Here is a 23,237-nt window from a genome sequence, read left to right on the forward strand (position 1 = left end):
TGCGTCAAACCGGGGAAAGGGAGGGAGCCTTCATGGACCAGACCCGCAAGATGTGGGCATCCGCGGCCGTCGTCGGCGTGATCGTGGTCGGAGGCGCCTCAATCGCGGCGGCCGCCTCGGCGGGCAAGCTGGAGCAGAGGGGCGAGGAGACCCGGGCCGTGGTGGAGCAGGCGTCGCCGTCCGGCCGGCCGGAGGCCTCGACGCCCGGCCCCACCGGCGACGACGTCGTCGTCTCCCGCGAGGTCAACCCGGACCCCCGCCGGGTCATCGAATACTGGACCGGCGACCGCATGGAGGACGCCGACCCCATGCCGATGCCCGAGGTCTCGATCGAGGTGGGCGACTAGCGAACGAGCCGAGGGGTGGTCCGCCGAAAGGGGCGATCCACCCCTTTTTCATGACATTCGTCCGCACGGGGAACAAATGGCGGCGATTGGCGTTATTGATACTGGTGCGCCGTGCGGACACGAAGCCGCCCCACCACAACCTGCCTGATCGCTTCGACTCCGTACGGAGGAGGTGTCCTCATGCCCAGAACCGCCTTGGCGACCCCAGCGTCTCTCGACCAGCTGCTCGAACGAGGGCGAACCCAGGGTCACCTATCTCTGGCGGAACTGCGGGACGCGTTCGGCAGAGCCGGCATCAGCCCCTCTGAGGGCCGCACGATATTGCGGGAGCTGTCAGAGGCCGGCGTGAGCCTGGCCGCCGAGAACGAGCCGTCTCTCAGCACCGCCACCCCCAGGAAGACCGGGCAGCAGAGCGCCCAGAAGAAGACAGAGACCCCCAAGAAGCCTTCGCGCGCAAAGACTACCGGCCGCAAGGCGGCCGAGGCAAAAACCGCCTCCCCCGCCGACGCGCGGGCCGCCGTCCCGGCGGAGCCCAAGCCGGAGCACGAGGAGGACGTACCGGAAGAGCTCCACCTGAGCGCCGAGGACGACGGCGACGCCAACGACCTGGACGACACCCAGTCCGTCATGGGCGACTCGGTGCACACCTACCTGAAGTCCATCGGCCGCCGCACGCTGCTCACCGCGGCGCAGGAGGTCGAGCTGGCCAGGCGGATCGAGGCCGGACTGTACGCCGAGTACAAGCTCGAGACGCAGACCGACCTGCCGCCCGACCAGCGGGAGGACCTGCTCATGGTCGTCGAGGACGGCAAGCAGGCCAAGGACCACATGCTGGAGGCCAACCTGCGCCTGGTCGTGTCGGTGGCCAAGAAGTACACCGACCGCGGCATGTCGCTGCTCGACGTGGTCCAGGAGGGCAACCTCGGGCTCATCCGGGCGGTGGAGAAGTTCGACTACACCAAGGGATTCAAGTTCTCGACGTACGCCATGTGGTGGATCAGGCAGGCCATCCAGCGCGGCTTCGCCGACTCCGCGCGTACGATCCGGCTGCCGGTGCACGTGCTGGAGATGTTGTCCAAGCTGTCGCGCATCGAGCGTGACATGCACCAGCGCCTGGGACGCGAGCCGACCCCCGAGGAGCTGGCGGCCGAGCTGGACAAGACCCCGGACCAGATCGAGGAGCTGCTGCGCACCAGCCGCCAGCCGATCTCGCTGAACGCGACGATCGGCGAGGACGGCGAGACCACGATCGGCGACCTCATCGAGGACGTCGACTCCCCCGAGGCATCGGAGATCGTCGACCGCCAGCTGCTGGGCGACCAGCTGCGCGGCGTGCTCGACAACCTCTCACCGCGCGAGTCGAAGATCATGGCACTGCGTTTCGGCCTGGTGGACGGCAAGCCGCACACGCTGGACGAGATCGGCAAGCACCTGGGGCTGACCCGGGAGCGCATCCGCCAGCTGGAGAAGGAGTCGCTGTCCAAGCTGCGCCACCCGAGCAACACCCGCCCGCTGCTCGACTGGGCCAGCTGACGGAAGAGCCCCGGCACATCGTGTGTGCCGGGGCTCTTTTCTTCTCTAAGACGCTCCTGGAGCCGCCGGATGTCAGGCGGTGGCGGGCACCGGGCGCGGCACCCCCGGGATGTTCCACATGCGGTTGTGCTCGCGCAGCGTGCGCAGGCGCTCGACCTCGTCCGTCCACATCGCCCCTTCGGGCGTCGCCTTGGCCTTGCGGCGCGCGATCCGGTCGTCGTAGGCCTTCACCCCGAACGTGGCCCGCTGCCCCGCCTCGGCGGCACGCAGCGCGTCGGTCAGCGCCCGGTCGAGGGCCTGGCCCGCAGCCAGTAGCTCGATCTCGTCGGCCTCCGCGGCCTGCAGCACGCGCAGCGTCCGCTCGGCCTCACGGGCCTTCTCGATCAGCTCGGGGTAGCTCCTGGAGATCTCCTGGTCCGCGTGGAAGCGAACCTCGGCCTCCCGGCTCACCCGCGGACGGAAAAACGCCATCGACTCGGCCCCTTCACGCTGTGGTCAATCGTGTCGACGTTCAGGGTACGCCGTCGCGCGACACGTGCGGAAATCGGCCCGGAGCAAGCTCCTTTACATAGTAAGATGATCTCCATGCCCGCCAAGCGACCACCCGTGCCCCTCTCCCGCGAGCGCATCATCGAGGCCGCGCTCCACATCGCCGACGGCCAGGGCCTGCGCCGGCTCACCATGCGCCGGCTGGGCGACGCCCTGCAGGTGGAGGCGATGGCCATCTATCACCACCTGCCCCGGGGCAAGGAGGCGCTGATGGACGCGCTGGCCGAACACGTCACCGCCGTCCAGGTCGAGCAGCACCCGACCTGGCAGGAGACGGCCAGGGCCTGGTGCAGGGCGAGCAGGGAGGCACTGCGGGAGCATCCCGGCGTGCTGGCCCTGGCCCTCACCAAGCCGCCCAAGGGCGCCACCGCGCTCGCCGTCAAGGAGCAGGTCGAGCAGCTCGCCGACGGGGGGCTGCCGGACGCCGCCGAGGCCGTGCGCACGCTCCGGGCCTTCGTCTTCGGCAGCGTCGCCGTCGAGGTGCAGCAATCAGGCTGGGCCGACCCTGACGTCGATGAATGGGTCAGACGGGACGAAAGAGCCGATATCGACTTCGAGCGCGGGCTCGACGCTCTCCTCAAGGGATTGCAAACGTGATGCGCGTGTCGTGCTTGGCCGGTTATCCTGCATAAGGCACGCTGTGTCGAAGGTCACACGCACCAGGGACCCTCCTGTAACAGCCCGAATGGGCTATGTCGGAACGTGTGACACAGTCGCACACTTGCCAGGACAACAACCCGAGCCGGCTCCCGCCCCTCCAGAACGGGAGCATCCCACGAGATATCGGAGGCACGCCGATGTGCCCGCACGACCCGGCCTGTCCGGATGCCGAGGCGCCTGACCGCGAGGCGGCACGCACCCTCGCCTGCCACCCCGAGCAGGGGTGGAGCCTGCTCTGCAACGGCGTCGTCCTGTTCGAGGACACCGGCGAGCTGCTGCCCAGCGGCACCGTCATCGCGCCTCACCGGCCCGATCCGCTGGTGGGCGCGGCCTGATCCCCACGCGGGCGGCACCCCCACGCGGGCGCCCAGGGCTGCCCTGCCGTGGCGGCCCGCCGTAGCGGGTGATCCACTCCGCCACGACCTCGCCCACCCGGGCGGGGTCCTTTTTCAGGTCGTGGCCCTCCCCCGGCAACACCACCAGGCGCGCGGCATCCGCGGCGTCCGGCACCCCGAAGGGGTCACGATCACCGTTCACGACCAGCACGTCCACCCCGGCGCCGCGTAGCTCGCCGGCCCGCGATCGCTCGGGTCTCCCCGGCGGATGCAGCGGAAAGGCCAGCGCCACCACCGCCGCCGCGCCGACCGCCCTCGCCGTGCGGCACGCCACCCGCGCCCCGTTGCTCCGGCCGCCCTGCACGAGCGGCAGCCCCGGCAGACGCGAGCGCAGCTCGGACAGCACGATCTCCCACGCCTCGTCCTGCCTGTCCGGCGAACCCGGCGCCCGCGCCCCCGCCGCCCTGAACGCCTGCGTCACCCGCGCCACACTGGCGCCCACGCCCATGGCGGCCTCGCGCACGGCCAGCAGGTCGGGAGCGTCCACTCCCCCGGCCGACCCGTGGGTCAGCACCAGCAGCAGCCGCGCGTCCGGCACCTCGTCGATCTCCACGTACGCGGGCCCGCGCGGGGTCGTCACCTCCATGCCAGCACCGTACCTGGGGAGGAGGGCCCGCTAGCCCTCAGGCCGGATGACGGCACCGCATCGAGGATGGATGATGACCATATGCCGGACCAGCGTCCCCTCAGGGAAGATCTGCAGGCCACGCTCGACGCCCGTCGCGACCTCGGGCCTGACTACGAGGAGGCGCTCGTCGACTCGTTCGCCCAGCGTCTCGACGACACCATCGCCGCCCGCGTACGCGCCGAGCTCGACCGTAACGGGGCCCCACCGCGCAAGAAGTCCACGCCGGGCGGGTCGATGATCCCGGTGGCGCTGGGCTCGATGGCCATGGGCATCCCGCTGACGGCCATCGCGTCGGCCAACGCCGGCCTGGTGGGGCTGCTCATCACATGGCTGGCCATCGTCGCCATCAACGTGGCCGCCGCGGCGGCCATCATGCGCCGCGGCTGACCTGCGCCGGTGGAGGGAACGGGAGCGCCTCCGCCGTCCCACGGCCCGGCCGTCGCAGCGGCCGCGGGCCCCGTCAGGTGTCGCGCTGGTAGCGGAGCCTGACCTCCGCGGCCAGGGTCTCGTCGGCGTGCTCCAGTCCGTACGACCAGACCCGCCCCGCGTCGTCGTCGCGCCCGCGCAACGGCAGGGTGCGCGCGAGCAGCTCGATGGCCAGCGCGCTCGTCTGCGCGTCCGCGCCGCTCTCCACGGTCTCCGCGAACTCCGCGCAGGCCAGCTCCAGATGCGCGATGCCGAGCCGGACCCGCAGCCCCGGCGCCTCGGCCTCGGGCACGGCCTCCAGGGCGTCCAGGAGCAGCTCAGCCGCGGCGCCGGGCTCCCCGTGCTCCATCAGCAGGTCGGCCAGCTCCTGCGCGGCGTGGGCGGCGACCTCGCCGTCGCCGGCCGCCATCGCGGCCTGCAGCTCCCGCTCGGCCTCCTCCAGGTCGTGCGCCCGCACGGCCAGCCGGGCCAGCGCGAGGTGGGCCAGCGGGACGTACGCCGCCGCGCCCACCCCCAGCACGGCCTGCCAGGCGGCCCTGGCCTGCTCGGCCCGCCCCTCCCGCTCGAACCCCTGGGCCAGGTGGCAGGCGGCCTGGGAGGCGTATTCGGGGTGGCCGGTCGCCAGCGCGGTCCTCGCGGCCGCCCTGGCGGCCTCGACGTCGCCGCGCTCCTCCAGCACCACGGCCAGCCCGACGGCGGCCTGCGCCCGGTCGGGCTCGTCGGGGTCGGCGGCGAGCTCGCGCAGGATGGCGGCGGCGCCGTCGAGGTCACCGCGTTCGGCCAGGCGCCGGGCGGTGTCGAGAGGCGGGGTCTCCAGCTCTGAGGACGTCAAGAGAGCTCCTTCTGGCGACGGTCGCCCCGAGCCTAACGACTTCCGGCGATCATGTCTGCCGGGTTGACGCCGAAGGTCTGGCCCACCCGGTGACTAGTCCTCGTAGGCCTCCAGCGGGGGGCACGAGCACACCAGGTTGCGGTCGCCGTAGGCCTGGTCGATGCGGCGCACCGGCACCCAGTACTTGCCGTCGCGCAGCGACGGCAGCGGGTAGGCGGCCTCGGTCCGCGAGTAGGGGTGCCGCCACTCGTCGGCGCTGACCGACTCCGCGGTGTGCGGCGCGTTACGCAGAGGGTTGTCCGTCTTGTCGTAGTCGCCGGACGCCACCTTCGCGATCTCGCCCCGGATGGCGATCATCGCGTCGGCGAACCGGTCGAGCTCGCCGAGGTCCTCGCTCTCGGTCGGCTCGATCATGAGCGTCCCGGCCACGGGGAACGACATGGTGGGCGCGTGGAAACCGTAGTCGATGAGGCGCTTGGCCACGTCGTCGACGGTGACGCCCGTCTCCTTGGTGATCTGGCGCAGGTCGACGATGCACTCGTGGGCCACCAGCCCGCCGCGCCCGGTGTAGAGCACCGGGTAGTGGGGGGCCAGCCGCTTGGCGAGGTAGTTGGCCGACAGGATGGCCTGCTCGGTGGCCGCCGTGAGCCCGTCGGAGCCCATCATCCTGATGTACGCCCACGAGATCGGCAGGATCCCCGCCGACCCGTAGGGGGCCGCGGAGACGGGCCCCACCGGCGAACCGTCGCGCAGCGGGTGGCCGGGCAGGTAGGGGGCCAGGTGGCCGCGGACCGCGACCGGGCCGACGCCGGGCCCGCCGCCGCCGTGCGGGATGCAGAACGTCTTGTGCAGGTTGAGGTGGGACACGTCGGCCCCGAACTCCCCGGGCTTGGCCAGCCCGACCAGCGCGTTGAGGTTGGCCCCGTCGACGTAGACCTGGCCACCGGCCTCGTGCACCTTGGCGCAGATCTCGGTGATGGTCTCCTCGTAGACGCCGTGCGTGGACGGGTACGTCACCATGATCGCGGCCAGCGCGTCGCGGTGCTTGGCGATCTTGACATCGAGGTCGTCCAGGTCGACGTTCCCGCCGGAGTCGCAGGCCACGACCACGACCCTCATGCCGGCCATGACGGCGCTGGCGGCGTTGGTGCCGTGCGCCGACGAGGGAATGAGGCAGACGTCCCGCTCGCTCTCACCGCCCGCGCGGTGGTAGGCGCGGATGGCCAGCAGCCCGGCGAACTCGCCCTGGGAGCCGGCGTTGGGCTGGATGGAGACGGCGTCGTAGCCGGTCACCTCGGCCAGCCAGCGCTCCAGCGTGCCGATCAGCTCGAGGTAGCCCTCGGCCTGGGCGGCGGGCGCGTAGGGGTGCACGGCGGCGAACTCCGGCCAGGTGATCGGCTCCATCTCGGTGGTCGCGTTGAGCTTCATCGTGCAGGAGCCGAGCGGGATCATCGACCGGTCGAGCGCGACGTCCTTGTCCTGCAGCCTGCGCAGGTAGCGCAGCATCGCGGTCTCGGAGCGGTGGCTGTGGAAGACCGGGTGGGTCAGGTAGCCGGACTCGCGCAGCAGCGAGGAGGGCAGCGCGTCCGCGGTGCCCTCGACGTCGGTGAAGGGGGTGGAGACGCCGAACGCGGCCTGCACCGTGGCCACCTCGGCGGCGCCGGTCTTCTCGTCGCAGGCGACCGAGACGTGGTCGGCGTCCACCTGCCAGAGGTTGACGCCCCGCTCGGCCGCGGCGGCGACCACGGCGGAGGCCCGGCCCGGCACGCGTACGAGCACGGTGTCGAAGAAGCCGTCGTGCACGACCTCCAGGCCCTGCCCGCGCAGCCCCTCCGCCAGGGCGGCGGCGTGGCGGTGCACCCGGTGGGCGATGCGGCGCAGCCTCTCGGGCCCGTGGTAGACGGCGTACATGCCGGCGATGACGGCCAGCAGGACCTGCGCGGTGCAGATGTTGCTGGTGGCCTTCTCGCGGCGGATGTGCTGCTCGCGGGTCTGCAGGGCCAGGCGGTAGGCGGGGTCGCCGTCGGCGTCGACGGACACCCCGACCAGGCGGCCGGGCAACTGCCGCTGCAGGCCCTCGCGTACGGACATGTAGGCGGCGTGCGGCCCGCCGAACCCGAAGGGCACCCCGAAACGCTGGGAGGAGCCCACGGCGATGTCGGCGCCCAGCTCGCCGGGGGCGGCCACGAGCGTCAGCGCCAGCAGGTCGGCGGCGGCCACGACGAGGGCGCCCGCCTCGTGCGCGGCGGCGGCCACGTCGCGGAAGTCGCGCAGCCGCCCGGACGCGCCGGGGTACTGCACGAGCACGCCGAAGCACTCGGGCAGCTCGCCGTCGAGAGAGTGCTCGACGAGCGTGATGCCGAGCGGCTCGGCCCTGGTGGCGAGCACGGCCTTGGTCTGGGGCAGCGCGTCGGCGTCGACCACGAACACGGCGCTCTTCGACCTGCCCGCCCTGCGGGCCAGCGTCATGGCCTCGGCCGCGGCGGTGGCCTCGTCGAGCAGCGAGGCGCCGGAGACGGGCAGGCCGGTGAGGTCGGAGACGACGGTCTGGAAGTTGAGCAGCGCCTCGAGGCGGCCCTGCGAGATCTCCGGCTGGTAGGGGGTGTAGGCGGTGTACCAGCCCGGGTTCTCCAGCAGGTTGCGGCGGATGACGGCGGGCGTGACCGTGTCGTGGTAGCCCAGCCCGATCATCGAGGTGACCACCTGGTTGCGATCGGCCAGGGCGCGCAGCTCGGCGATGGCCTCGGCCTCGCCCGCGGGAGCGGGCAGCGTGAGCCGGTCCTTGGCCCTGATGGACTCGGGCACGGCGACCGCGACCAGGTCGGCCACGGACTCGAAGCCCACGGCCTCGAGCATGCGCTGCTGTTCGGGCTCCGAGGGGCCGATGTGCCGGGACGAGAACGGCGGAGCGGACAGATCGGTCATGGAGATGCCTCCCGAGGCTGTGGAGACCGGCGCCGGGGCGCGGGCGTGTGCCGGATCTCCCCCTCTGTCAGCGCGGACCCCGGACAAGCGCGGGGTCGCGACCTGAGAGCTTCACCCCCGGTGGGGCTTGCACCGTCGGTGAGGCGCGCCTGGCGGGTGCGCCTGCTTTCCAGAGTTGCCTCGCCCGAGCGGTACGGGATGCCTGAGAGATTCCGGGGAGGGTTGCTCCTTCGGCGCCCCGGAGCCCAGGGGCCCGGGGACTCTCCCGCACGGGGTCGTCGGCCTTGCTGTCCTCAGGTTACTACGCCCGGTTCGTCCGGATGTCAGGAGCCGTGCTCACCGGGTGCGGCGGGCACGGCGGCGCCGGGCGAGTTCGTCAGCGGGGTGGTCGGCCGGGACGGTGTCCTCGGCCGCCGCGCGTTCCCCCGGCAGCTCCGCGAGGGAGCCCTCGACCTCGCGCCAGACCCGCCCGAGCGCGATGCCGAACACGCCCTGGCCGCCCTGGAGCAGGTCGATCACCTCGTCGGCCGAGGTGCACTCGTAGACGCTGACGCCGTCGCTCATGAGCGTGATCTGTGCGAGGTCGGCCACCCCGCGGTCACGCAGGTGTTGCACGGCCGTGCGGATCTGCTGCAGCGACACCCCGGTGTCGAGCAGCCGCTTGACGACCTTGAGGACCAGGATGTCGCGGAAGCTGTAGAGACGCTGGGAGCCGGAGCCCTGCGCGGCTCTTATCGTGGGCTCGACCAGGCCCGTGCGCGCCCAGTAGTCGAGCTGCCGGTAGGTGATGCCGGCCGCCGAGCACGCCGTCGGCCCGCGGTATCCGATGTCGCCCGGCAGCGCCGCGGGCTGTTCGTCGAAGAGCAGGCCCTGCTCCCCGGCACGCTGCCGCGCGCTCTCGCGCCGCACCGGATCTTCCTGGCCGGCCGTCTTTCCCTCGCCGCTGCTGACCGCCACGCGGACCTCCGGCTTTCTCTCATCCCGTGGCCTGATCTGGGGGTATGTGAAGCGCAGCCACGGGTTTCACTTGCACCGTAGGACCGCGACCATGCTCAGTCAACGATCCGGCTCGGCGCGTCGTGAAGCGTAAATGCACTGAAATACCTACCCCGCCCGGCCGAAGTCCTCGGGAGTGATCGTGTCAAGAAACTCCCTGAACTTCTCCACCTCGTCCTCCTGGTCGTCCGGGATGATCACCCCGGCCTCCTGGACGACCTCCTCGCTGGCGAAGATGCGCGCCCCCGTGCGCAGGGCGAGCGCGATCGAGTCGGACGGCCGCGCGCTCACCTCCACGCCGTTGGAGAACACCAGGTCGGCGAAGAAGATGCCGTCACGCAGGGCGACGATGTTGACCGCCCGCAGGCCTACGCCCAGGGCGCTCAGCACGTCTCGGAAGAGGTCGTGGGTGAGCGGCCGCGGCGGAGGCTCCTCTGCCTGGGCCAGGGCGATGGCCGTGGCTTCCGTCATGCCGATCCATATAGGAAGGAACCGCTCCCCGTGTGCCTCCTTCAGCAAGACGATCGGCTGATTTGTGGGCATTTCGACCCGAACGCCCACAACCTCCATCTGCAACACGGGCTGCTCCGTATTCCTGACCGGTGTCCCGGCACAGCTATTTGGTCGTTGCTTCTGCTGACTGGCTTCTGCAATTCAACGTAACACCCGGCGGGCCTGGAATGTGCCCCCGCCTCCCAGCTCGCTACGGTCTCAACGCCCCAGGACGGACCGGACGCCCGTGCGCACAAGGGATGCGTGCAGGTCGAGCAGGAGCGAGGAAAGCTCCCTGGCCACCTCGTCGGCCTCGCCGATGGCACCGGGGGCGCGCCGCTTGAGTATTGGCGCGACGGTCTGCTCCACCAGGCCGCACTCCCGCTCGGCCGCCGCCTTGACCGCGCGCAGGTGCCGGGCGCGCAGGCCGAAGCGGGCCAGCGCGCCGACGGTGCGCGCCACCGTGAGCGCCTCCTCGTCGTAGCGACGGGCCACCGGCGCGAGCAGGCCGTAGTCCTCCAGCTCGTCGAGGGTCTCCTCGTCGATGCCCGCGGCCTCGATCAGCTCGGCCCTGCTGAGCCTGATCTCCTGCTTGTCGGTGTCCTGGACGGCTCGCGGACGGCCGAAGCCCTCCGCCATCCTGTCCTTGATCACCCGCAGCGGCAGGTAGTGGTCGCGCTGCTCGGTGAGGATGAAACGCAGCTGCTCCACGTGCAGGTGCGTGAACTTACGGTAGCCGGACGGGCTGCGCTCGGGCTCGATCAGCCCTTCCCCCTCCAAGAACCGGATCTTGGAGATGGTGACATCGGGAAACTCGCCCTGCAGCAGCGCGAGCACCTCCCCGATGCTCATGTGCGAGCGTGCCGCCTGTGACGTCATGCGCGCTCCTCCCCTTGCCGCATGGCCACGCACGAGACGGCGTACGCCGGCCGCCCGCTTCGCCCCCTCATGCCCCGGAGCTGCCCCGCATCAGGAAGACGAGTCGGAACTTGCCGATCTGCACCTCGTCACCGGAGTGCAGGGGAACCTCCTCTATCCGCTCCCTGTTGACGTAGGTGCCGTTGAGGCTGCCCACGTCGCGCACGGAGAACTGGCCGCCGCGGTGGCGGTAGAACTCGACGTGACGGCGGGAGACGGTGATGTCGTCGAGGAAGATGTCACTCTCCGGATGGCGCCCGGTCGTGGTCAGGTCTTTGTCGAGCCGGAAGCGGCTGCCCTGGTTGGGCCCCCTGGTCACCGTGAGCAGAGCCGCGCCGGGCGGCAGCTGCTCGACCAGCGCCCGCTCGGCCTGGAGCATGTCGCCTGTCTCAGCCTCATACGCCTCGATTCCCGCCACCGAGATCGTCGATGTGGTGTCCCCGGCGACCTCGAGTCTGGTCAGCGGTGACCCACAGCGGGAACAGAAACGGGCATCCTCGGGGTTGGCGTGCCCGCACTGCGTGCAGTAGACGCTCGGCATCGATCGGCTCGGCCTCCTACCGCGAAGACGCGGCGACGGTGCTCTGGAGCGCGCCTCGCTTCGCTTTTTCAAGTTTGCGAATGCCGCAACTTACGCTGATCAGCGGCAAAGGTCAAGACGGGGGCGCTGGACTGTGGTCAGGACGCAGACAAAGTTACCGCCGCCCCCGCCCTTCGGTCCATGCCGCCGCGCGTTTCTACATTACGATCTTGCGGGACCTTCTGCGCACATCGCGCTCCACCCTTTTTCCACGCGCCCGAAGCCACGGCGTGCCGGTGGTCATTGGGCGGCCTGTTCCACGATGCGGGCCCAGCGTTCGAGCAGCGCCTGCGCGCCGTCCATGTCGGGCGCCTCGGCCCACAGGTCGGTGACCGGCTCGGCGGCGGCCGGCAGCACGAGCACCCAGCTGCCGTCCTCGCGGGCCACCCGCACCCCGTCGGTGGTGTCGATGCGCCGGCCCTCGGGCTCGGCCTCGGCCGCCTCGATGACCGAGCGCATGACGGCGCCCTTGGCCGCCCACGGTGTCGGCACCGTCCGCCTGAGCAGTCTGACCTCGGGAATCCTCGCGTCGATCTGGCTGAGCGACAGGCGGGTGCGCGCGACCAGGCCGAGCAGGCGCAGGAACGCGGCCAGCCCGTCGATCGCGGGGCTGAACTCCGGCACCACGAAGCCGCCGCGCCCGTCGGCCGCGAAGATCATGTCAGGGCCGGCGGCGGCCGAGGTGAGGGCGTCGAGCGCGGTGGACGTCCACTGCACCTGCACGCCGTGGAAGCGGCACACCTGCTCGGCCACCCTGGTCGTGGTGACGGGCAGGGCCACCCGGCCGCTCCTGCGTTCGGCGGCGACCAGGTCGAGCACGACGAGCAGGGCGCGTTCCTCGCTGATGAGCTGGCCCATCTCGTCCACCAGGGCGATGCGCTCGCCGACCGGGTCGAACCTGACGCCGAAGGCCGCCCGCGAGGAGCCGACCAGCTCGGACAGGCGCTGCAGGTCACGCCGCCGCCCGGCGAGCGTCTCGGTGGGCGAGACGTCGTCGAGGCGGGCGTTGACGGTGAGCACCTCGACGCCGACCCGGCCGAGCAGCGTGGGCAGCACCAGAGAGGAGGTGCCGCCCGCGCAGTCGACGACGACCTTCATGTCCTTGACCCCGGTCACGCCGGCGTGACGCAGCAGCTCCTGGGTGTAGTCCTCGACGGCCCTGGCCGGGTAGGCGAGCTCCGCGATCTCACCGGGGAAGGCGCGGCGGAACTCCTGGCGGGAGAAGACCCGCTCCAGCTTGCGCTGCGCGGCCGGGGGCAGGTCGGCGCCGCGGTCGTCCATGATGACGATGTCCACGCTCTGCGGGTCACCCGGCGTGGTGCGCAGCGCGATCCCGCCGGCCGCCGACCCCCTGGCGGTGTGGAAGCGGGCCACCGGCAGCGGGGCCGCCTCCAGGTCCAGGACGTTGATCGCGCCCGCGGTGAGCGCGCCGATGACGGCCCGTTTCAGCGCCCTGGCGGCCAGCGAGCAGTCGCGCGAGGTGACGACGTGCTCGCCCTTCTTGAGGGTGGTGGCGTACGCGCTGGCCAGGCGGACGCAGAGCTCGGCGGTGATCTCGACGTTGACCAGGCCGCTGACGCCCCTCGTGCCGAAGAGGTTGCGCTGGCCGCGCGACTCCCAGATCACGCTGGTGTTGACGACCGCTCCGGCCTCGATGGTCTTGAACGGGTAGACCCTGACGCCGCTGGAGACGTACGCCTCGGCCTCGATGACGCATTCGTCGCCGATGACGGAGTTCTCCTCGATGCGGGCCCCGGCCATCACGTCGGTGCTCTTGCCGATGACGCAGCCCCGCAGGTGGGCCCCCGGGCCGAGGTAGACGTTGTCGTGGACGACCGCGCGGTGCAGGAAGGCGCCCTCGCGGACGACCACGTTGTTGCCGAGCACGGTGTACTCGCGCAACTCGGCCCCTGCCTCGACCTTGGCGTAGTCGCCGATGAGCAGCGGGCCCTTGAGCACGGCGTCGGGGTCGACCGCGGCGGAGTCGGCCACCCAGACCCCGGGCGAGAGCTCGAAGCCGCCGATGTCCACCGCGACCTTGCCGGACAGGGCGTCGGCCTGGGCCTTCAGATAGCTCTCGTGGGTGCCGACGTCCTCCCAGTAGCCGTCGGCCACGTAGCCGTAGATGGCGGCGCCGCGGGCGAGCAGGGCGGGGAAGACGTCGGAGGACCAGTCGACGGGCTCGCCGGTGGCCACCATGTCGAGGACCTCGGGCTCCATGACGTACACGCCGGTGTTCACGGTGTCGGAGAAGACCTGGCCCCAGGTGGGCTTCTCCAGGAACCGCTGCACCCTGCCCTCGTCGTCCACGATGATGATCCCGAACTCGAGCGGATTCGGTACGCGTTTCAGCCCGATCGTCACGAGAGCCGCATTTTCACGATGAAAGCGGATCATGTCCGTTAAATCGAAATCGGTCAGCGCATCCCCGGAGATGACCAGGAAACGATCGTCGCGGAGGCGGTCGGCGGCGTTCTTGACGCTGCCCGCGGTGCCGAGGGGCAGGTCCTCGGTGGCGTACTGGAGGTTCATGCCGAGTTCGTCGCCGTCGCCGAAGTAGGCGCGCACGAGCGCGGCCAGGAACTGGACGGTGACCACGGTGTCGGTGATGCCGTGCCGCCTGAGCAGGCGCAGGACGTGCTCCATGATCGGGCGGTTGGCCACGGGGAGCAGGGGCTTGGGCTGGTTGGCGGTCATCGGACGCAGCCGAGTGCCCTCCCCGCCTGCCATGACGACCGCCTTCACCCGATCACTCCTTCTTGGCCGAGGTTACGAGCCGGCGCACCTGTACCACATACAGCACCCCCGCCCACCAGTACAGACCCGTTCCCCATAGGGCGAACGCCCACCCGACAATTCGTGCTATATCGGCATACCACCCAGTGTGGGAGGCCAGGAAGAGGAGAGGGAAGGCGTACATGAGATTGAACATGGCGGCCTTGCCCAGAAAATGCACCTGAAGTGCCTTATAGCCGTGTTTGCGAAGTACGGGGAAGGAACACGCGACGAAGAGTTCGCGTCCGACGATGACCGCGACCAGCCACCACGGGATGACGTCGCGCAGCAGCAGGGCGAAGATGGTGGCGAAGACGTAGAGCTTGTCGGCCGCCGGATCGATGATCCTGCCCAGCCTGCTCGTCTGGTTGAAGGCCCTGGCGATCTTCCCGTCGAGCCAGTCCGTGAACCCGGCGACCACGAGGATCCCGATCGCCCACCCGTCCGCCTTGGGCCCCAGAACCAGCCAGAGGAACACGGGGACGCCCAGGAGGCGCAGGAAGCTCAGCAGGTTAGGAACCGTCCAGATCCGGTCCTCGGCGGAAGTATCGCTCACGCAGCAGACCCTACTGCGTGAAACTCCACCACAGCGCTCCCGTCCGGACCCCCTTCCAGACGGCCACTCCGGCGATCCGGAAGCCCGGCCCGCCCCCGCCTGGTCCCGCTGACCTGCCGGGCACGGACGCCTGTGGCCGCCCCTTCCGAGTGCGGCCGTCAGGCGCGCAGGAAGGCGTGCGTGCAGCCGAGGGGTTCGAAGCCGAGCCTGGCGTAGAAGTCCTTCGGCCAATCGTCCGCGTCGGCCACCAGGAAGATCAGCTCGGCCTCGGCCGCCTCCGCGAGCAGCGCGGCCATCAGGGCCCGCGCGTGGCCCTTGCCCCGGTGCGGCACGCTGGTGAAGACGCTCTCGATCTGGGCGATGCCGCCGTCGACGTACAGGTCGGCCCTGGCGGCGATCTCGCCGTCCGGGCCGTCACCGGCCCGGACGGCGCGGAAGCCCACCTGATCGGCGCCGCGCAGCCGGCGCTCCACCCGCCGGGCGAGCCCGTCGATCACGTCGTCCGGCGCCTGGGGCATCACCTGGCGCCAGTCGCGGCGCAGCACGGGCAGCAACTCCGTCAGTTCCAGCCGCTCGGCCGGGGGCGGATCGTGGGGAATCTCACCCCGGTAGGCCATGATCAGGTTGGTCTCGTGCTCGTAGCCGGCGGCGGCGAAGGCGGGTGCGAGAGCGGCTCCTAGCCGGTCGTCGTCCACGCACACCAGCCGGTGCGCCCGCCCGGCGAGCACCTCGTCCGCCGCCCGCAGCACCTCGTCGGCGCCCGGGCCGCCGGAGCCGACGATCAGCTTGTTGTCGTCGTAGGAGCCGGGGAAGCGGTCGTCCAGCACCGCGAACCCGCCGGGGACCGGCACCTCGGCGGACGCCCTGCGGCGGGCGAAGGCGTGGACGAAGCCGATGGCGCGCGCCAGGTCGGCCGGCGCCGCGCCGGGAAGCATGTCCATCAGCCGCGCACGGCCTTCATGAACGCCCTGATGAGAGCCGGGTCCTTGACCCCAGGAGAGGTCTCGACGCCGCTGGAGACGTCGACCCCCCACGGCTCGGCCTCCGCGATCGCGCCGGCGACGTTGGCCGGGTCGAGACCGCCCGCCAGCAGCCATCGCCCGGAGGGCCGGCCGCGCACGGCCGCCCACTCCCAGGGCAGGCCCGACCCCGCGTGGGGCGCGTCGACGATGAGCAGGTCCTCGTCGAAGGCGCCGCATCGCAGGTCGGCCTCCGCGTCGACGGCCCTGACCAGGCGCACGCCGAGGTCCTTCAACGCGGTGAAGTCGCCGTGCGGGTGCCGGCCGTGCAACTGCACGGCCCGCACCCCTGACGCCAGCGCGGCCGCGCGCACCGTCTCGGGGTCCTCGCCGCGGAACACCCCGACGGTGAGCACGTGGGCGGGCACGAGCGCGGCCAGCGCGGCCGCCTTCTCGGTGGTGATCCTGCGGGGGCTGCGGGTCATGACGAGCCCGACGGCGTCGGCTCCCGCCTCGACGGCGGCGCTCACCTGCCCGGGATCGGTCAGCCCGCAGATCTTCACGTACACACCTCCGACTGTAGCGGCGGCGCCCGCCCCGCGGCGACCGCGGCACCGCGCTCAGCCGCGGCGCGGGTGCACGGGGCGGAAAGAGGCGTCGACCAGGCCGGTCCGGTGGGCGACGACGGCGGCCTGGATGCGGTTGCGCAGGCCCAGTTTGTCCATCGCCGCCGCGATGTGGGTCTTGACCGTGGTGACGCCCACGTGCAGTTCCTCGGCGATCTCCGCGTTGGACAGGCCCGCCCCCACCAGGGCCAGCACCTCGACCTCCCGGTCGGTCAGCCCGGCGGGCGGCGCGGGCGAGACGTGCTCCTCCCCGGCGGCGAGGAAGCGTTCCACGACCCTGCGCAACACCGACGGCGCCAGCAGTTGCTCGCCGGCGGCCGCGCGGCGCACGGCGTCCACCATGCGCTCGGGATCGTCGTCCTTGACGAGGAACCCGACCGCGCCCGCGCGCAGGGCGGCGTAGACGTTGGCGTCCTCGGCGAAGGTCGTCAGCACCACGATCCGGCACCCCGGACGGGCCCTTAGCACACGTTTGATCGCCTCCAGGCCGTCGACCCTGGGCATGCGCAGGTCCATGAGGATCACGTCGGGCAGGTGGTGCTCGGCCAGGCGCACCGCCTCGGCGCCGTCGACGGCCTCGCCGACCACCTCCATGTCGCCCGCGGCCTGCAGCAGCATGCGCACGCCCGCGCGTACGAGTGCCTGGTCGTCGGCGATCAGCACCCGGATCACGCGGCGCTCCCCTGGGACAGGCGGACGGGCAGGCGGGCGGCCAGGAGCCAGCCGCCGTCGCCGTCGGGACCGGCGGACAGGGTGCCGCCGAGGGCGCGGACCCGTTCGCGCATGCCGGCCAGCCCGCGCCCGGAGGAAGGCAGGCGTTCCATGTCGGCAGGCGGACGGCCGTTGCGGATCTCCACGGAAAGCCCGTCGCCTGACGGGGTGACGCTGACGCGGACCTTCGTGCCTGGTCCGGCGTGTTTGAGCACGTTGGTGAGTCCTTCCTGGACGATACGGGCGGCGGAGGCTCGGGCGATGAGCGGGGTGTGGTCGGCGGCCGGGTCGAGATCGAGGTCGACGTCGAGGCCCGCGGCGGCCACGCGTTCGGCGGCCTCACGGATGACGTCGGCGGGGTTGGCCAGCAGGCCGGGCTGCCTGTCGGGGTCGCGCAGCAGGTCGAGCAGCTCGCGCAGGTCCTGCAGCACCTGGTGGCCCGTGTCGCGGATGTCGGTGAGCGCGTCGGCGACGGGGCCGTCGGGCGCGGCGTAGCGGGCGGCGCCGGCGCGCAGCACCATGGCCCCGACGTGGTGGGCGACGATGTCGTGCACGTCGCGCGCGATGCGCTCGCGTTCGGCGAGCTGGTCGGCGCGCACCTGGGCGACGGCCGCGCGGGCGGACTCCTCGGCGCGCAGCCGTTCGGCGGCCAGGGCGGCCTGTCTCATGCCGAGGTAGCGGCCGATGGCGATCGGCGTGGCGACCAGCGTCATCAGCACGCCGACGCGGAGCGGGGTGATCTCGGTCTCGTTGCCGACGACGGCGATCGCGGTGAGCAGGCACCCGGTCAGGTAGGCGGCCGCGACCCAGGCCCATGACCCCACCCGCATGGAGAACACGCCGATCGCGGTCAGGGTGAGGATCACGCACGTGTTGACGGTGTTGTTCAGGTACGTGTCGGCGGAGACGAGCAGCACGCCCTGCAGCAGGAACACCAGCCCCGGCAGCCGCCTGGCGATGCCCAGCGACAGCCCGCCCACGACGGCGAGCAGCCCGACCACCCACACGGGCTGCTCGCCCAGGTGCCAGGAGCTCCACGTGCTGAGCACGGTGATGGCGACCCCGCCGGCGGCGAGCAGCGCGTCGGGGGTGACGTCGCGCTCTTCCAGCCGGCCCGCCGTGCTGCGCAGGTAGGCGCCGAGCACGGCGGGGAAGACCGGCAGGAGGACGGAGTACATCCAGGTGTTGGCGGTGGGCGCGAAGCCGGGGTCGGCGATGTTGCACGCGGTGGCGACGATCGTGACGGCCACGGCGGCGGCGGTGGCCCGCAGCCCGGAGCGGTGGCCCGCCACGCCGACGGCGACGCAGATGAGGATCTGCGCGGTGTTGGAGGTGAACGAGCCGATCTGGTCGGTGACCACGAGCAGCACGGCCAGATAGCAGGTGACCAGCACCGGCCGGTGCCGGACGATCCCCATGGGCAGGCCCACCAGCAGCGCCATGGGCACGTTCATCTCGGCGGGCAGGAACGCGGTGTCGCCCGCGTGCGCCGTCGTGAGCAGGTCGAGGCCCACGCCGGAGACGGCGAGCAGGACATCGAGAGGGGCACCGCGCCAGCGCATGGGCACAACGGTATCCGCCCAGCATGGAGAGCCGATCCGCCCGCCAGGCGAGCGCGCCTCCTCCAACTGGCCGGACATCCGCCCTGAGGATGGAGCGACCTTTCAAGATCTTGCCCCTAAAGTCGTGCCATGTCGAACGACACCGCACTCTTCCTAGGCCAGTTCCTGCGTGCCCCCTCCAAGATCGGCGCGGTCGCCCCGAGTTCGCGGCGGCTCGCGGCGAACGTCTGCGCGCCGATCCCCGAGAGGGGCGAGCCCACCGTGGTGGAGCTGGGGCCGGGCACCGGCCCGTTCACCGCGGAGATCCAGCAGCGGCTCGCCGGGCGCGGTCACCATCTCGCCGTCGAGGTCAACGACCTGATGGCGCGGCTGCTCGCCGAACGTTTTCCCGCCGTGGACGTGGCACACGCCGACGCGGCCAAGCTCGGCGACCTGCTGCGCGAGCGGGGGCTGCGGCAGGCGGACGTGGTGGTCAGCGGGCTGCCGTGGGCGGCCTTCCCCGAGGAGACGCAGCATGAGCTGCTCCGTGCCGTGACGTCGGCGATGAGCCCGGTGGCGGCGTTCACCACGTTCTCCTACGTGCACGCCATCCCGCTCAGCAGGGCCAGGCGGTTCCGTTCGCTGCTGGCCGAGCGTTTCGAGGAGGTCGTGCCGGGGCGTACGGTGTGGCGCAACCCGCCCCCGGCCTTCGTGTTCCACGCGAGGCGGCCTCGACCCTGATCAGAACATCATTCTACGATGGTGTGATGGATTTCACCCTTCCGGACAGCGCCCTCGCCGTCCAGCGCGGCATCGGCGACATCTGCTCCCGTTACGACCTCAGCTACTGGCAGCGGTGCGAGAGCGACCGGCGCTGGCCTGAGGAGGTCTGGGACGAGCTGGCGAAGGGCGGCTGGCTGGGCCTGGCGGTGCCGGAGGAGCACGGCGGCGGCGGCCAGGGGCTGCTGGAGCTCGCGGTGGCCACGGAGACGCTGTCGGCGTCGGGCGCGGCGGGCGGGGCGGCGTTCACGTACGTGCTGACTCCCGGCTTCGGCGCGCTCACGATCGACCGGCACGGCAGGGCGAGCCAGCGGGCGGAGCTGCTGCCCAGGCTGGCCACCGGCGAGGTCGAGACCTGCTTCGCGCTGACCGAGCCGGACGCCGGGTCCAACTCACTGGCGATCACCACGTCGGCCAGGCGCGACGGCGGCGACTTCGTGGTCAACGGGCAGAAGATCTGGATCACCGGCGTGCAGCGGGCCACCTGGATGCTGCTGGTGACCAGGACGGTCCCGGCCGCCGAGGCGCGCCCGCGCACCCACGGGCTGACGGTGCTGCTGGTGAACGTGCCCGAGGCGGTCGCCGCGGGGCGGCTGACGTACCGGCCGATCCCCAAGATGGGCGCGAACACCACTCCGTCGAACATGGTCTTCATCGACGACCTGCGGGTGCCCGCCTCCAACGTGGTCGGCGAGGTCGACCAGGGCGTGGCGGTGTTGTGGGACATCCTCAACCCGGAGCGGGTGCTGCTGGCCGCCTCGGCGCTCGGCACCGCGGAGGTCGGGCTGCGGGTGGCCGTCGACTACGCCAAGGAGCGGGAGGTGTTCGGCCGGCCGATCGGCGCCAACCAGGCGATCTCGTTCCCGCTGGCACAGGTCAAGGCCAAGATCGAGCTGGCCAGGCTGATGATCTACAAGGCCGCGTGGTGTTTCGACCGGCGGCTGCCGTGCGGCACCGAGGCCAACATCGCCAAGCTCACGGCCTCGCAGGCGGCCTGGGAGGCGGCCGACGCGGCGTTCCAGACGCACGGCGGGATGGCCTACTCCCACGAATATCCGGTGGCCAGGCTGCTGACCGACGCCCGGATCGCGAAGGTCGCACCTGTGACCGAGGAGCTTCTGCTCAACTACCTCGCGACCCAGGTGCTCGGACTCCCCCGCAGTTTCTAGCGGCCTCCGGGCCGGTGCGGCCAGGAAGGCGTTTAGCGGCCCTGCGGCCGGTACGGCCCCTGGGCGTGGAGCGCCGACGCCCGTTCCGGCGCGTTCGCCGTCCGCCAGGCCCGTCGCCGCGACGCTGTCTCCCCCTTAGCTGTCGTACGGACTGCGCCGGACGCCTGCGAGACCCTCGGCTCCGCGTCCCCCGGGGCGGCGGTCTCGGCCTCGGCGAACCGTGCCCGCCGGTGCCGGCGCGACCATCTGGTCGACCTACGGGCTGCGCCTACCCGAGCGGGCGGCAAGCACACCCGCCGCTCAGCCGAACGACGGCGGCCGCTTCTCCCGCAGGGCGCGCACGCCCTCGCGCACGTCGGGCCCGGTGAAGCCGAGGAACTCCATGGCGAGGGAGGCGTCGAACGACGGCCCGGCCAGGCGCAGCCAGTTGTTGAGCGAGTATTTCGTCAGCCTGATCGCCTCCTGGGCGCCCTCGGCCAGCCGGACCGCGATCTCCATCGCCCGGTCGTGCACCTGGTCGTCGTCGACGCACAGGCTGACCAGGCCCATCCGCTCGGCCTGCTCGCCCGTGACGGGCTCGCACAGCAGCAGGTGGTATTTCGCCTTGGCCAGCCCGCACAGCAGCGGCCAGACGATCGCGGCGTGGTCGCCGGCGGCGACGCCGAGCCGGGTGTGACCGTCGATGATCCGCGCGGTGCGCCCGGCGACGGAGATGTCGGCCAGGAGCGCGACGGCGAGCCCGGCGCCGACGGCGGGGCCCCGGATGGCCGACACGATCGGCTTGGAGCAGTTGAGCACGTTGTAGACGATGTCGCGGGCCTCGGTGAACACGCGCAGCCTGGTGGCGTGGTCGCGGGTCATCTCCTCGATCATGGACAGGTCGCCGCCGGCGGAGAACGCCGTGCCCTCCCCGCGGACGAGCACGGCGCGCACGCCGTCGTCGCGGTCGGCGTCGCGCCAGATCTCGCCCAGCTCGCGGTGGGCGGCGGCGTCGACGGCGTTGAGCCGGCCGGGCTCGCTGATCGTGACCCGGAGCACCCCGTCGGCGGGGGTGTCGATCTTCAGCTTGGTGTAGGGCACAGCGCCTCTCGCAGCCGTTCCGCGATGTGGTCGCGGGCCTCGCCCGCCTGGTCGAACAGGCCGGGCAGGCCGAAGAAGTTGTGCACCGCGCCGTCGAACCTGCGCAGCCCGACCGGCACGCCCGCCTGCCTCAGGCGCTGCGCGTAGCTCTCGCCCTCGTCGCGGAGCACGTCGTGCCCGGCCGTCACGATGGTGGCGGGCGCCAGGCCGGCGACGTCGGGCAGGCGCAGCGGGGACAGCCTCGGGTCGGCCGGGTCGGCGTCGGGGGCGTACTGGCGCGCGAACCACGCCATCTCCCCGGCCTCCAGCCCGAAGCCCTTGGCGAACTCCGAGTAGCTGGGTGTGTCCATCGCCACGTCGAGCACGGGGTAGACGAGCACCTGGTGGGCCAGCCGCAGCCCGGCGTCGCGGGCCTGCCAGGCGGCGACGGCCGCGAGGTTGCCGCCCGCGCTGTCGCCGACGACCGCCACGCGGCCGTTGCTCTGGTAGAAGGCGGGCCTGGCGAAGATGTCGCGCACCACCGTCCAGGCGTCGTCCGCGGCGGCGGGGAATTGATGTTCGGGGGCCAGGCGGTAGTCGGCCGACACCACCACCGCACCGGTGCGGATGGCCAGGTCGCGTCCCAGCGCGTCGTTGCGCTTGACGCTGCCGAGCACCCATCCGCCGCCGTGGAAGTAGACCACTACCGGCAGCGGGGCGTCGCCGGGGTCGGCGCGGTAGATCCGGATCGGCACGCCCTCGGCGCGCTCGTCGCGGACGTAGGGCAGTTTGGTGAGCGGACCGCGCTGGGCCGCCAGGCCGTCATGTGCGCGCAACTCCTGGATCCCGTCCGGGTCGAGCATGGCCGGATCAACGCCCAGATCCGACGGATGGACGGCGATGTAGTCCCGCGACTGAGGGTGCAGCGGCATGATCGCAGCCTAGCGGGCCGCCTCCATGAACGCATCGAAGAGCCGGTCCTCGACGTCGCGCTCGGGATGCCACTGGACGCCCACGCCGAACCTGTGGCCCTGCACCTCGATGCCCTCGACGATCTGGTCGTCGGCCCACGCGACGGCGAGCAGCCCGGTGCCGAGGCGGCGCACCGACTGGTGGTGCGGAGTGACGACCTCGACCTGCTCGCCGACCGCCTTGCCGAGCTTGCTGGACACGCTGACCTGGAGCGTGTGCGGGGTGCCCGGCTCGGCGTGACGGTGGTTGCCGAGCACCTCGGGCAGCCAGGGGATCAGGGTGCCGCCCTGGGCGACGTTGAGCACGTGCATGCCTCTGGCGATGGCGAGGATCGGCACGTCGGCCTTGACCGCCGCCCTGGCCAGGGCCAGCTCGAAGCGGTCGCGGTGCGGCTGGCCCTCGGGGACGCGGTCGTCGTGCTCGCCGTTGTAGGCGGAGGCCTCCACCTCCACCCCTCCGGCCAGGACGACGCCATGCAGGCCGCGTACGTAGTCGTCGATGGCGTGCAGGCCGAGCGGCGGGAGCACCACGGGGGCTCCTCCGGCCCGGTCGACCGCCTTGGCGTAGGAGGGCGGCGAGAGTACGGCCTCCCGCACCCAGTCGCCCCAGCGGGCGGCCTCGAAGTAGGCGGTGATACCGATCAGCGGACGGGACATGCGATCTCCAGGGGCATGGTGGAGTTCGTTCGGCCACCAGCCGGTCGAGGTGACGGCTACATGCCCATCATGGCGCACAGTCTTTCCGATATGTCACCCCTCCTCAAGATCCCCTCCCGCCACGTGCCTCCCACGCGGCCGGAGCGGTGGAC

General features: G+C 71.7%; 24 protein-coding genes and 1 riboswitch. Of the genes, 7 read left to right on the forward strand and 17 right to left on the reverse strand.

Annotation, left to right across the window (positions count from 1 at the left end; all coding sequences use genetic code 11):
- Positions 1–32: 32 nt before the first annotated feature.
- On the forward strand, positions 33–347 hold the full coding sequence (locus E1295_RS26435) for a hypothetical protein (protein ID WP_132633753.1): 315 nt from the start codon (positions 33–35) through the stop codon (positions 345–347).
- A 180-nt stretch (positions 348–527) separates the two neighbouring features.
- Positions 528–1,880: an RNA polymerase sigma factor gene (locus tag E1295_RS26440; protein WP_132633755.1), complete on the forward strand. Its 1,353-nt coding sequence runs from the start codon at positions 528–530 to the stop codon at positions 1,878–1,880.
- Positions 1,881–1,952: 72 nt separating this feature from the next.
- Here the strand turns inward: E1295_RS26440 and E1295_RS26445 are convergent, their stop codons facing one another.
- Positions 1,953–2,351 carry a hypothetical protein gene (locus tag E1295_RS26445; protein WP_166427424.1) on the reverse strand — a complete coding sequence of 133 codons (399 nt, stop codon included), beginning with the start codon at positions 2,349–2,351 and terminating at the stop codon, positions 1,953–1,955.
- 114 nt (positions 2,352–2,465) lie between these two features.
- On the opposite strand from E1295_RS26445, the gene E1295_RS26450 reads away from it, so the two are divergent.
- Positions 2,466–3,026 (forward strand): TetR/AcrR family transcriptional regulator C-terminal domain-containing protein, encoded by a 561-nt coding sequence (locus E1295_RS26450; RefSeq protein ID WP_166427425.1) that lies wholly within the window; start codon positions 2,466–2,468, stop codon positions 3,024–3,026.
- Between the two features lie 200 nt (positions 3,027–3,226).
- Complete coding sequence (locus E1295_RS26455) at positions 3,227–3,424, forward strand: DUF5999 family protein (RefSeq protein WP_132341476.1); 198 nt, start codon at positions 3,227–3,229, stop codon at positions 3,422–3,424.
- Here E1295_RS26455 and E1295_RS26460 read toward each other — a convergent pair.
- Complete coding sequence (locus E1295_RS26460) at positions 3,381–4,070, reverse strand: alpha/beta hydrolase family protein (RefSeq protein ID WP_246080368.1); 690 nt, start codon at positions 4,068–4,070, stop codon at positions 3,381–3,383. The two genes, E1295_RS26455 and E1295_RS26460, sit on opposite strands and share 44 nt — an antisense overlap.
- A gap of 81 nt (positions 4,071–4,151) precedes the next feature.
- Between E1295_RS26460 and E1295_RS26465 the strand changes: the two genes are divergently transcribed.
- Entirely contained in the window at positions 4,152–4,499 is a 348-nt protein-coding gene (locus E1295_RS26465) for a hypothetical protein (RefSeq protein WP_132633759.1), read from the forward strand.
- A gap of 73 nt (positions 4,500–4,572) precedes the next feature.
- Here E1295_RS26465 and E1295_RS26470 read toward each other — a convergent pair whose 3' ends face one another.
- The 12 genes from E1295_RS26470 to E1295_RS26525 form a co-directional block, all read right to left on the reverse strand.
- Positions 4,573–5,370, reverse strand: a complete 798-nt coding sequence (locus E1295_RS26470; RefSeq protein WP_132633761.1) for a tetratricopeptide repeat protein — start codon at positions 5,368–5,370, stop codon at positions 4,573–4,575.
- Between the two features lie 93 nt (positions 5,371–5,463).
- Positions 5,464–8,295 carry an aminomethyl-transferring glycine dehydrogenase gene (gcvP, locus tag E1295_RS26475; RefSeq protein WP_132633763.1) on the reverse strand — a complete coding sequence of 944 codons (2,832 nt, stop codon included), beginning with the start codon at positions 8,293–8,295 and terminating at the stop codon, positions 5,464–5,466.
- A 179-nt stretch (positions 8,296–8,474) separates the two neighbouring features.
- Positions 8,475–8,573, reverse strand: a riboswitch (glycine riboswitch).
- A 58-nt stretch (positions 8,574–8,631) separates the two neighbouring features.
- Entirely contained in the window at positions 8,632–9,252 is a 621-nt protein-coding gene (locus E1295_RS26480) for a MerR family transcriptional regulator (RefSeq protein WP_132341165.1), read from the reverse strand.
- Positions 9,253–9,399: 147 nt separating this feature from the next.
- On the reverse strand, positions 9,400–9,870 hold the full coding sequence (locus E1295_RS26485; RefSeq protein WP_090771501.1) for a bifunctional nuclease family protein: 471 nt from the start codon (positions 9,868–9,870) through the stop codon (positions 9,400–9,402).
- A 132-nt stretch (positions 9,871–10,002) separates the two neighbouring features.
- The gene (gene ftsR, locus E1295_RS26490) at positions 10,003–10,662 is read right to left on the reverse strand and encodes a transcriptional regulator FtsR (protein ID WP_220448899.1); all 660 of its coding nucleotides are present in this window, start codon (positions 10,660–10,662) and stop codon (positions 10,003–10,005) included.
- Positions 10,663–10,729: 67 nt separating this feature from the next.
- Positions 10,730–11,242, reverse strand: a complete 513-nt coding sequence (locus E1295_RS26495) for a double zinc ribbon and FHA domain-containing protein (RefSeq protein ID WP_132633765.1) — start codon at positions 11,240–11,242, stop codon at positions 10,730–10,732.
- 279 nt (positions 11,243–11,521) lie between these two features.
- Positions 11,522–14,026: a mannose-1-phosphate guanyltransferase gene (locus E1295_RS26500; protein ID WP_132633767.1), complete on the reverse strand. Its 2,505-nt coding sequence runs from the start codon at positions 14,024–14,026 to the stop codon at positions 11,522–11,524.
- Between the two features lie 4 nt (positions 14,027–14,030).
- Positions 14,031–14,612 (reverse strand): cardiolipin synthase ClsA, encoded by a 582-nt coding sequence (gene clsA / locus E1295_RS26505; RefSeq protein ID WP_132507165.1) that lies wholly within the window; start codon positions 14,610–14,612, stop codon positions 14,031–14,033.
- Between the two features lie 158 nt (positions 14,613–14,770).
- Positions 14,771–15,553 carry a GNAT family N-acetyltransferase gene (locus E1295_RS26510; protein WP_132633769.1) on the reverse strand — a complete coding sequence of 261 codons (783 nt, stop codon included), beginning with the start codon at positions 15,551–15,553 and terminating at the stop codon, positions 14,771–14,773.
- The gene (locus tag E1295_RS26515; protein WP_132633771.1) at positions 15,553–16,140 is read right to left on the reverse strand and encodes a phosphoribosylanthranilate isomerase; all 588 of its coding nucleotides are present in this window, start codon (positions 16,138–16,140) and stop codon (positions 15,553–15,555) included. The genes E1295_RS26510 and E1295_RS26515 overlap by 1 nt, the downstream gene beginning before the upstream one ends.
- A 51-nt stretch (positions 16,141–16,191) precedes the next feature.
- The gene (locus tag E1295_RS26520; protein ID WP_132633773.1) at positions 16,192–16,869 is read right to left on the reverse strand and encodes a response regulator; all 678 of its coding nucleotides are present in this window, start codon (positions 16,867–16,869) and stop codon (positions 16,192–16,194) included.
- Complete coding sequence (locus E1295_RS26525; protein WP_246080370.1) at positions 16,866–18,470, reverse strand: sensor histidine kinase; 1,605 nt, start codon at positions 18,468–18,470, stop codon at positions 16,866–16,868. Before E1295_RS26525 ends, E1295_RS26520 begins: the two co-directional genes overlap by 4 nt.
- Positions 18,471–18,599: 129 nt before the next feature.
- On the opposite strand from E1295_RS26525, the gene E1295_RS26530 reads away from it, so the two are divergent.
- Together E1295_RS26530 and E1295_RS26535 are read left to right on the forward strand one after the other, a co-directional pair.
- The gene (locus E1295_RS26530) at positions 18,600–19,190 is read left to right on the forward strand and encodes a class I SAM-dependent methyltransferase (RefSeq protein WP_132633775.1); all 591 of its coding nucleotides are present in this window, start codon (positions 18,600–18,602) and stop codon (positions 19,188–19,190) included.
- Positions 19,191–19,216: 26 nt separating this feature from the next.
- Complete coding sequence (locus tag E1295_RS26535) at positions 19,217–20,398, forward strand: acyl-CoA dehydrogenase family protein (protein WP_132633777.1); 1,182 nt, start codon at positions 19,217–19,219, stop codon at positions 20,396–20,398.
- Positions 20,399–20,698: 300 nt separating this feature from the next.
- On the opposite strand, the gene E1295_RS26540 is transcribed toward E1295_RS26535, so the two are convergent.
- From E1295_RS26540 to E1295_RS26550, 3 genes are read right to left on the reverse strand one after another with little or no spacing between them, the layout of a single operon-like run.
- Positions 20,699–21,478 carry an enoyl-CoA hydratase/isomerase family protein gene (locus tag E1295_RS26540; protein ID WP_132633779.1) on the reverse strand — a complete coding sequence of 260 codons (780 nt, stop codon included), beginning with the start codon at positions 21,476–21,478 and terminating at the stop codon, positions 20,699–20,701.
- On the reverse strand, positions 21,460–22,389 hold the full coding sequence (locus E1295_RS26545) for an alpha/beta hydrolase (protein ID WP_132633781.1): 930 nt from the start codon (positions 22,387–22,389) through the stop codon (positions 21,460–21,462). The genes E1295_RS26540 and E1295_RS26545 overlap by 19 nt, the downstream gene beginning before the upstream one ends.
- 9 nt (positions 22,390–22,398) lie before the next feature.
- Positions 22,399–23,085: a gamma-glutamyl-gamma-aminobutyrate hydrolase family protein gene (locus E1295_RS26550; RefSeq protein WP_132633783.1), complete on the reverse strand. Its 687-nt coding sequence runs from the start codon at positions 23,083–23,085 to the stop codon at positions 22,399–22,401.
- Positions 23,086–23,237: the final 152 nt, after the last annotated feature.

The sequence above is a fragment of the Nonomuraea mesophila genome (assembly GCF_004352805.1).
GTDB lineage: Bacteria > Actinomycetota > Actinomycetes > Streptosporangiales > Streptosporangiaceae > Nonomuraea > Nonomuraea longispora.

Coding starts and splice junctions, on each gene's coding strand:
- E1295_RS26455 (WP_132341476.1), top strand. CDS start 3,227: ATGTGCCCGCACGACCCGGCCTGTCCGGATGCCGAGGCGCCTGACCGC.
- E1295_RS26450 (WP_166427425.1), top strand. CDS start 2,466: ATGCCCGCCAAGCGACCACCCGTGCCCCTCTCCCGCGAGCGCATCATC.
- E1295_RS26550 (WP_132633783.1), bottom strand. CDS start 23,085: ATGTCCCGTCCGCTGATCGGTATCACCGCCTACTTCGAGGCCGCCCGC.
- E1295_RS26445 (WP_166427424.1), bottom strand. CDS start 2,351: ATGGCGTTTTTCCGTCCGCGGGTGAGCCGGGAGGCCGAGGTTCGCTTC.
- E1295_RS26465 (WP_132633759.1), top strand. CDS start 4,152: ATGCCGGACCAGCGTCCCCTCAGGGAAGATCTGCAGGCCACGCTCGAC.
- E1295_RS26545 (WP_132633781.1), bottom strand. CDS start 22,389: ATGCCGCTGCACCCTCAGTCGCGGGACTACATCGCCGTCCATCCGTCG.
- E1295_RS26530 (WP_132633775.1), top strand. CDS start 18,600: ATGTCGAACGACACCGCACTCTTCCTAGGCCAGTTCCTGCGTGCCCCC.
- E1295_RS26510 (WP_132633769.1), bottom strand. CDS start 15,553: ATGGACATGCTTCCCGGCGCGGCGCCGGCCGACCTGGCGCGCGCCATC.
- E1295_RS26460 (WP_246080368.1), bottom strand. CDS start 4,070: ATGGAGGTGACGACCCCGCGCGGGCCCGCGTACGTGGAGATCGACGAG.
- E1295_RS26440 (WP_132633755.1), top strand. CDS start 528: ATGCCCAGAACCGCCTTGGCGACCCCAGCGTCTCTCGACCAGCTGCTC.
- gcvP (WP_132633763.1), bottom strand. CDS start 8,295: ATGACCGATCTGTCCGCTCCGCCGTTCTCGTCCCGGCACATCGGCCCC.
- E1295_RS26495 (WP_132633765.1), bottom strand. CDS start 11,242: ATGCCGAGCGTCTACTGCACGCAGTGCGGGCACGCCAACCCCGAGGAT.
- ftsR (WP_220448899.1), bottom strand. CDS start 10,662: ATGACGTCACAGGCGGCACGCTCGCACATGAGCATCGGGGAGGTGCTC.
- E1295_RS26435 (WP_132633753.1), top strand. CDS start 33: ATGGACCAGACCCGCAAGATGTGGGCATCCGCGGCCGTCGTCGGCGTG.
- E1295_RS26535 (WP_132633777.1), top strand. CDS start 19,217: ATGGATTTCACCCTTCCGGACAGCGCCCTCGCCGTCCAGCGCGGCATC.
- E1295_RS26525 (WP_246080370.1), bottom strand. CDS start 18,470: ATGCGCTGGCGCGGTGCCCCTCTCGATGTCCTGCTCGCCGTCTCCGGC.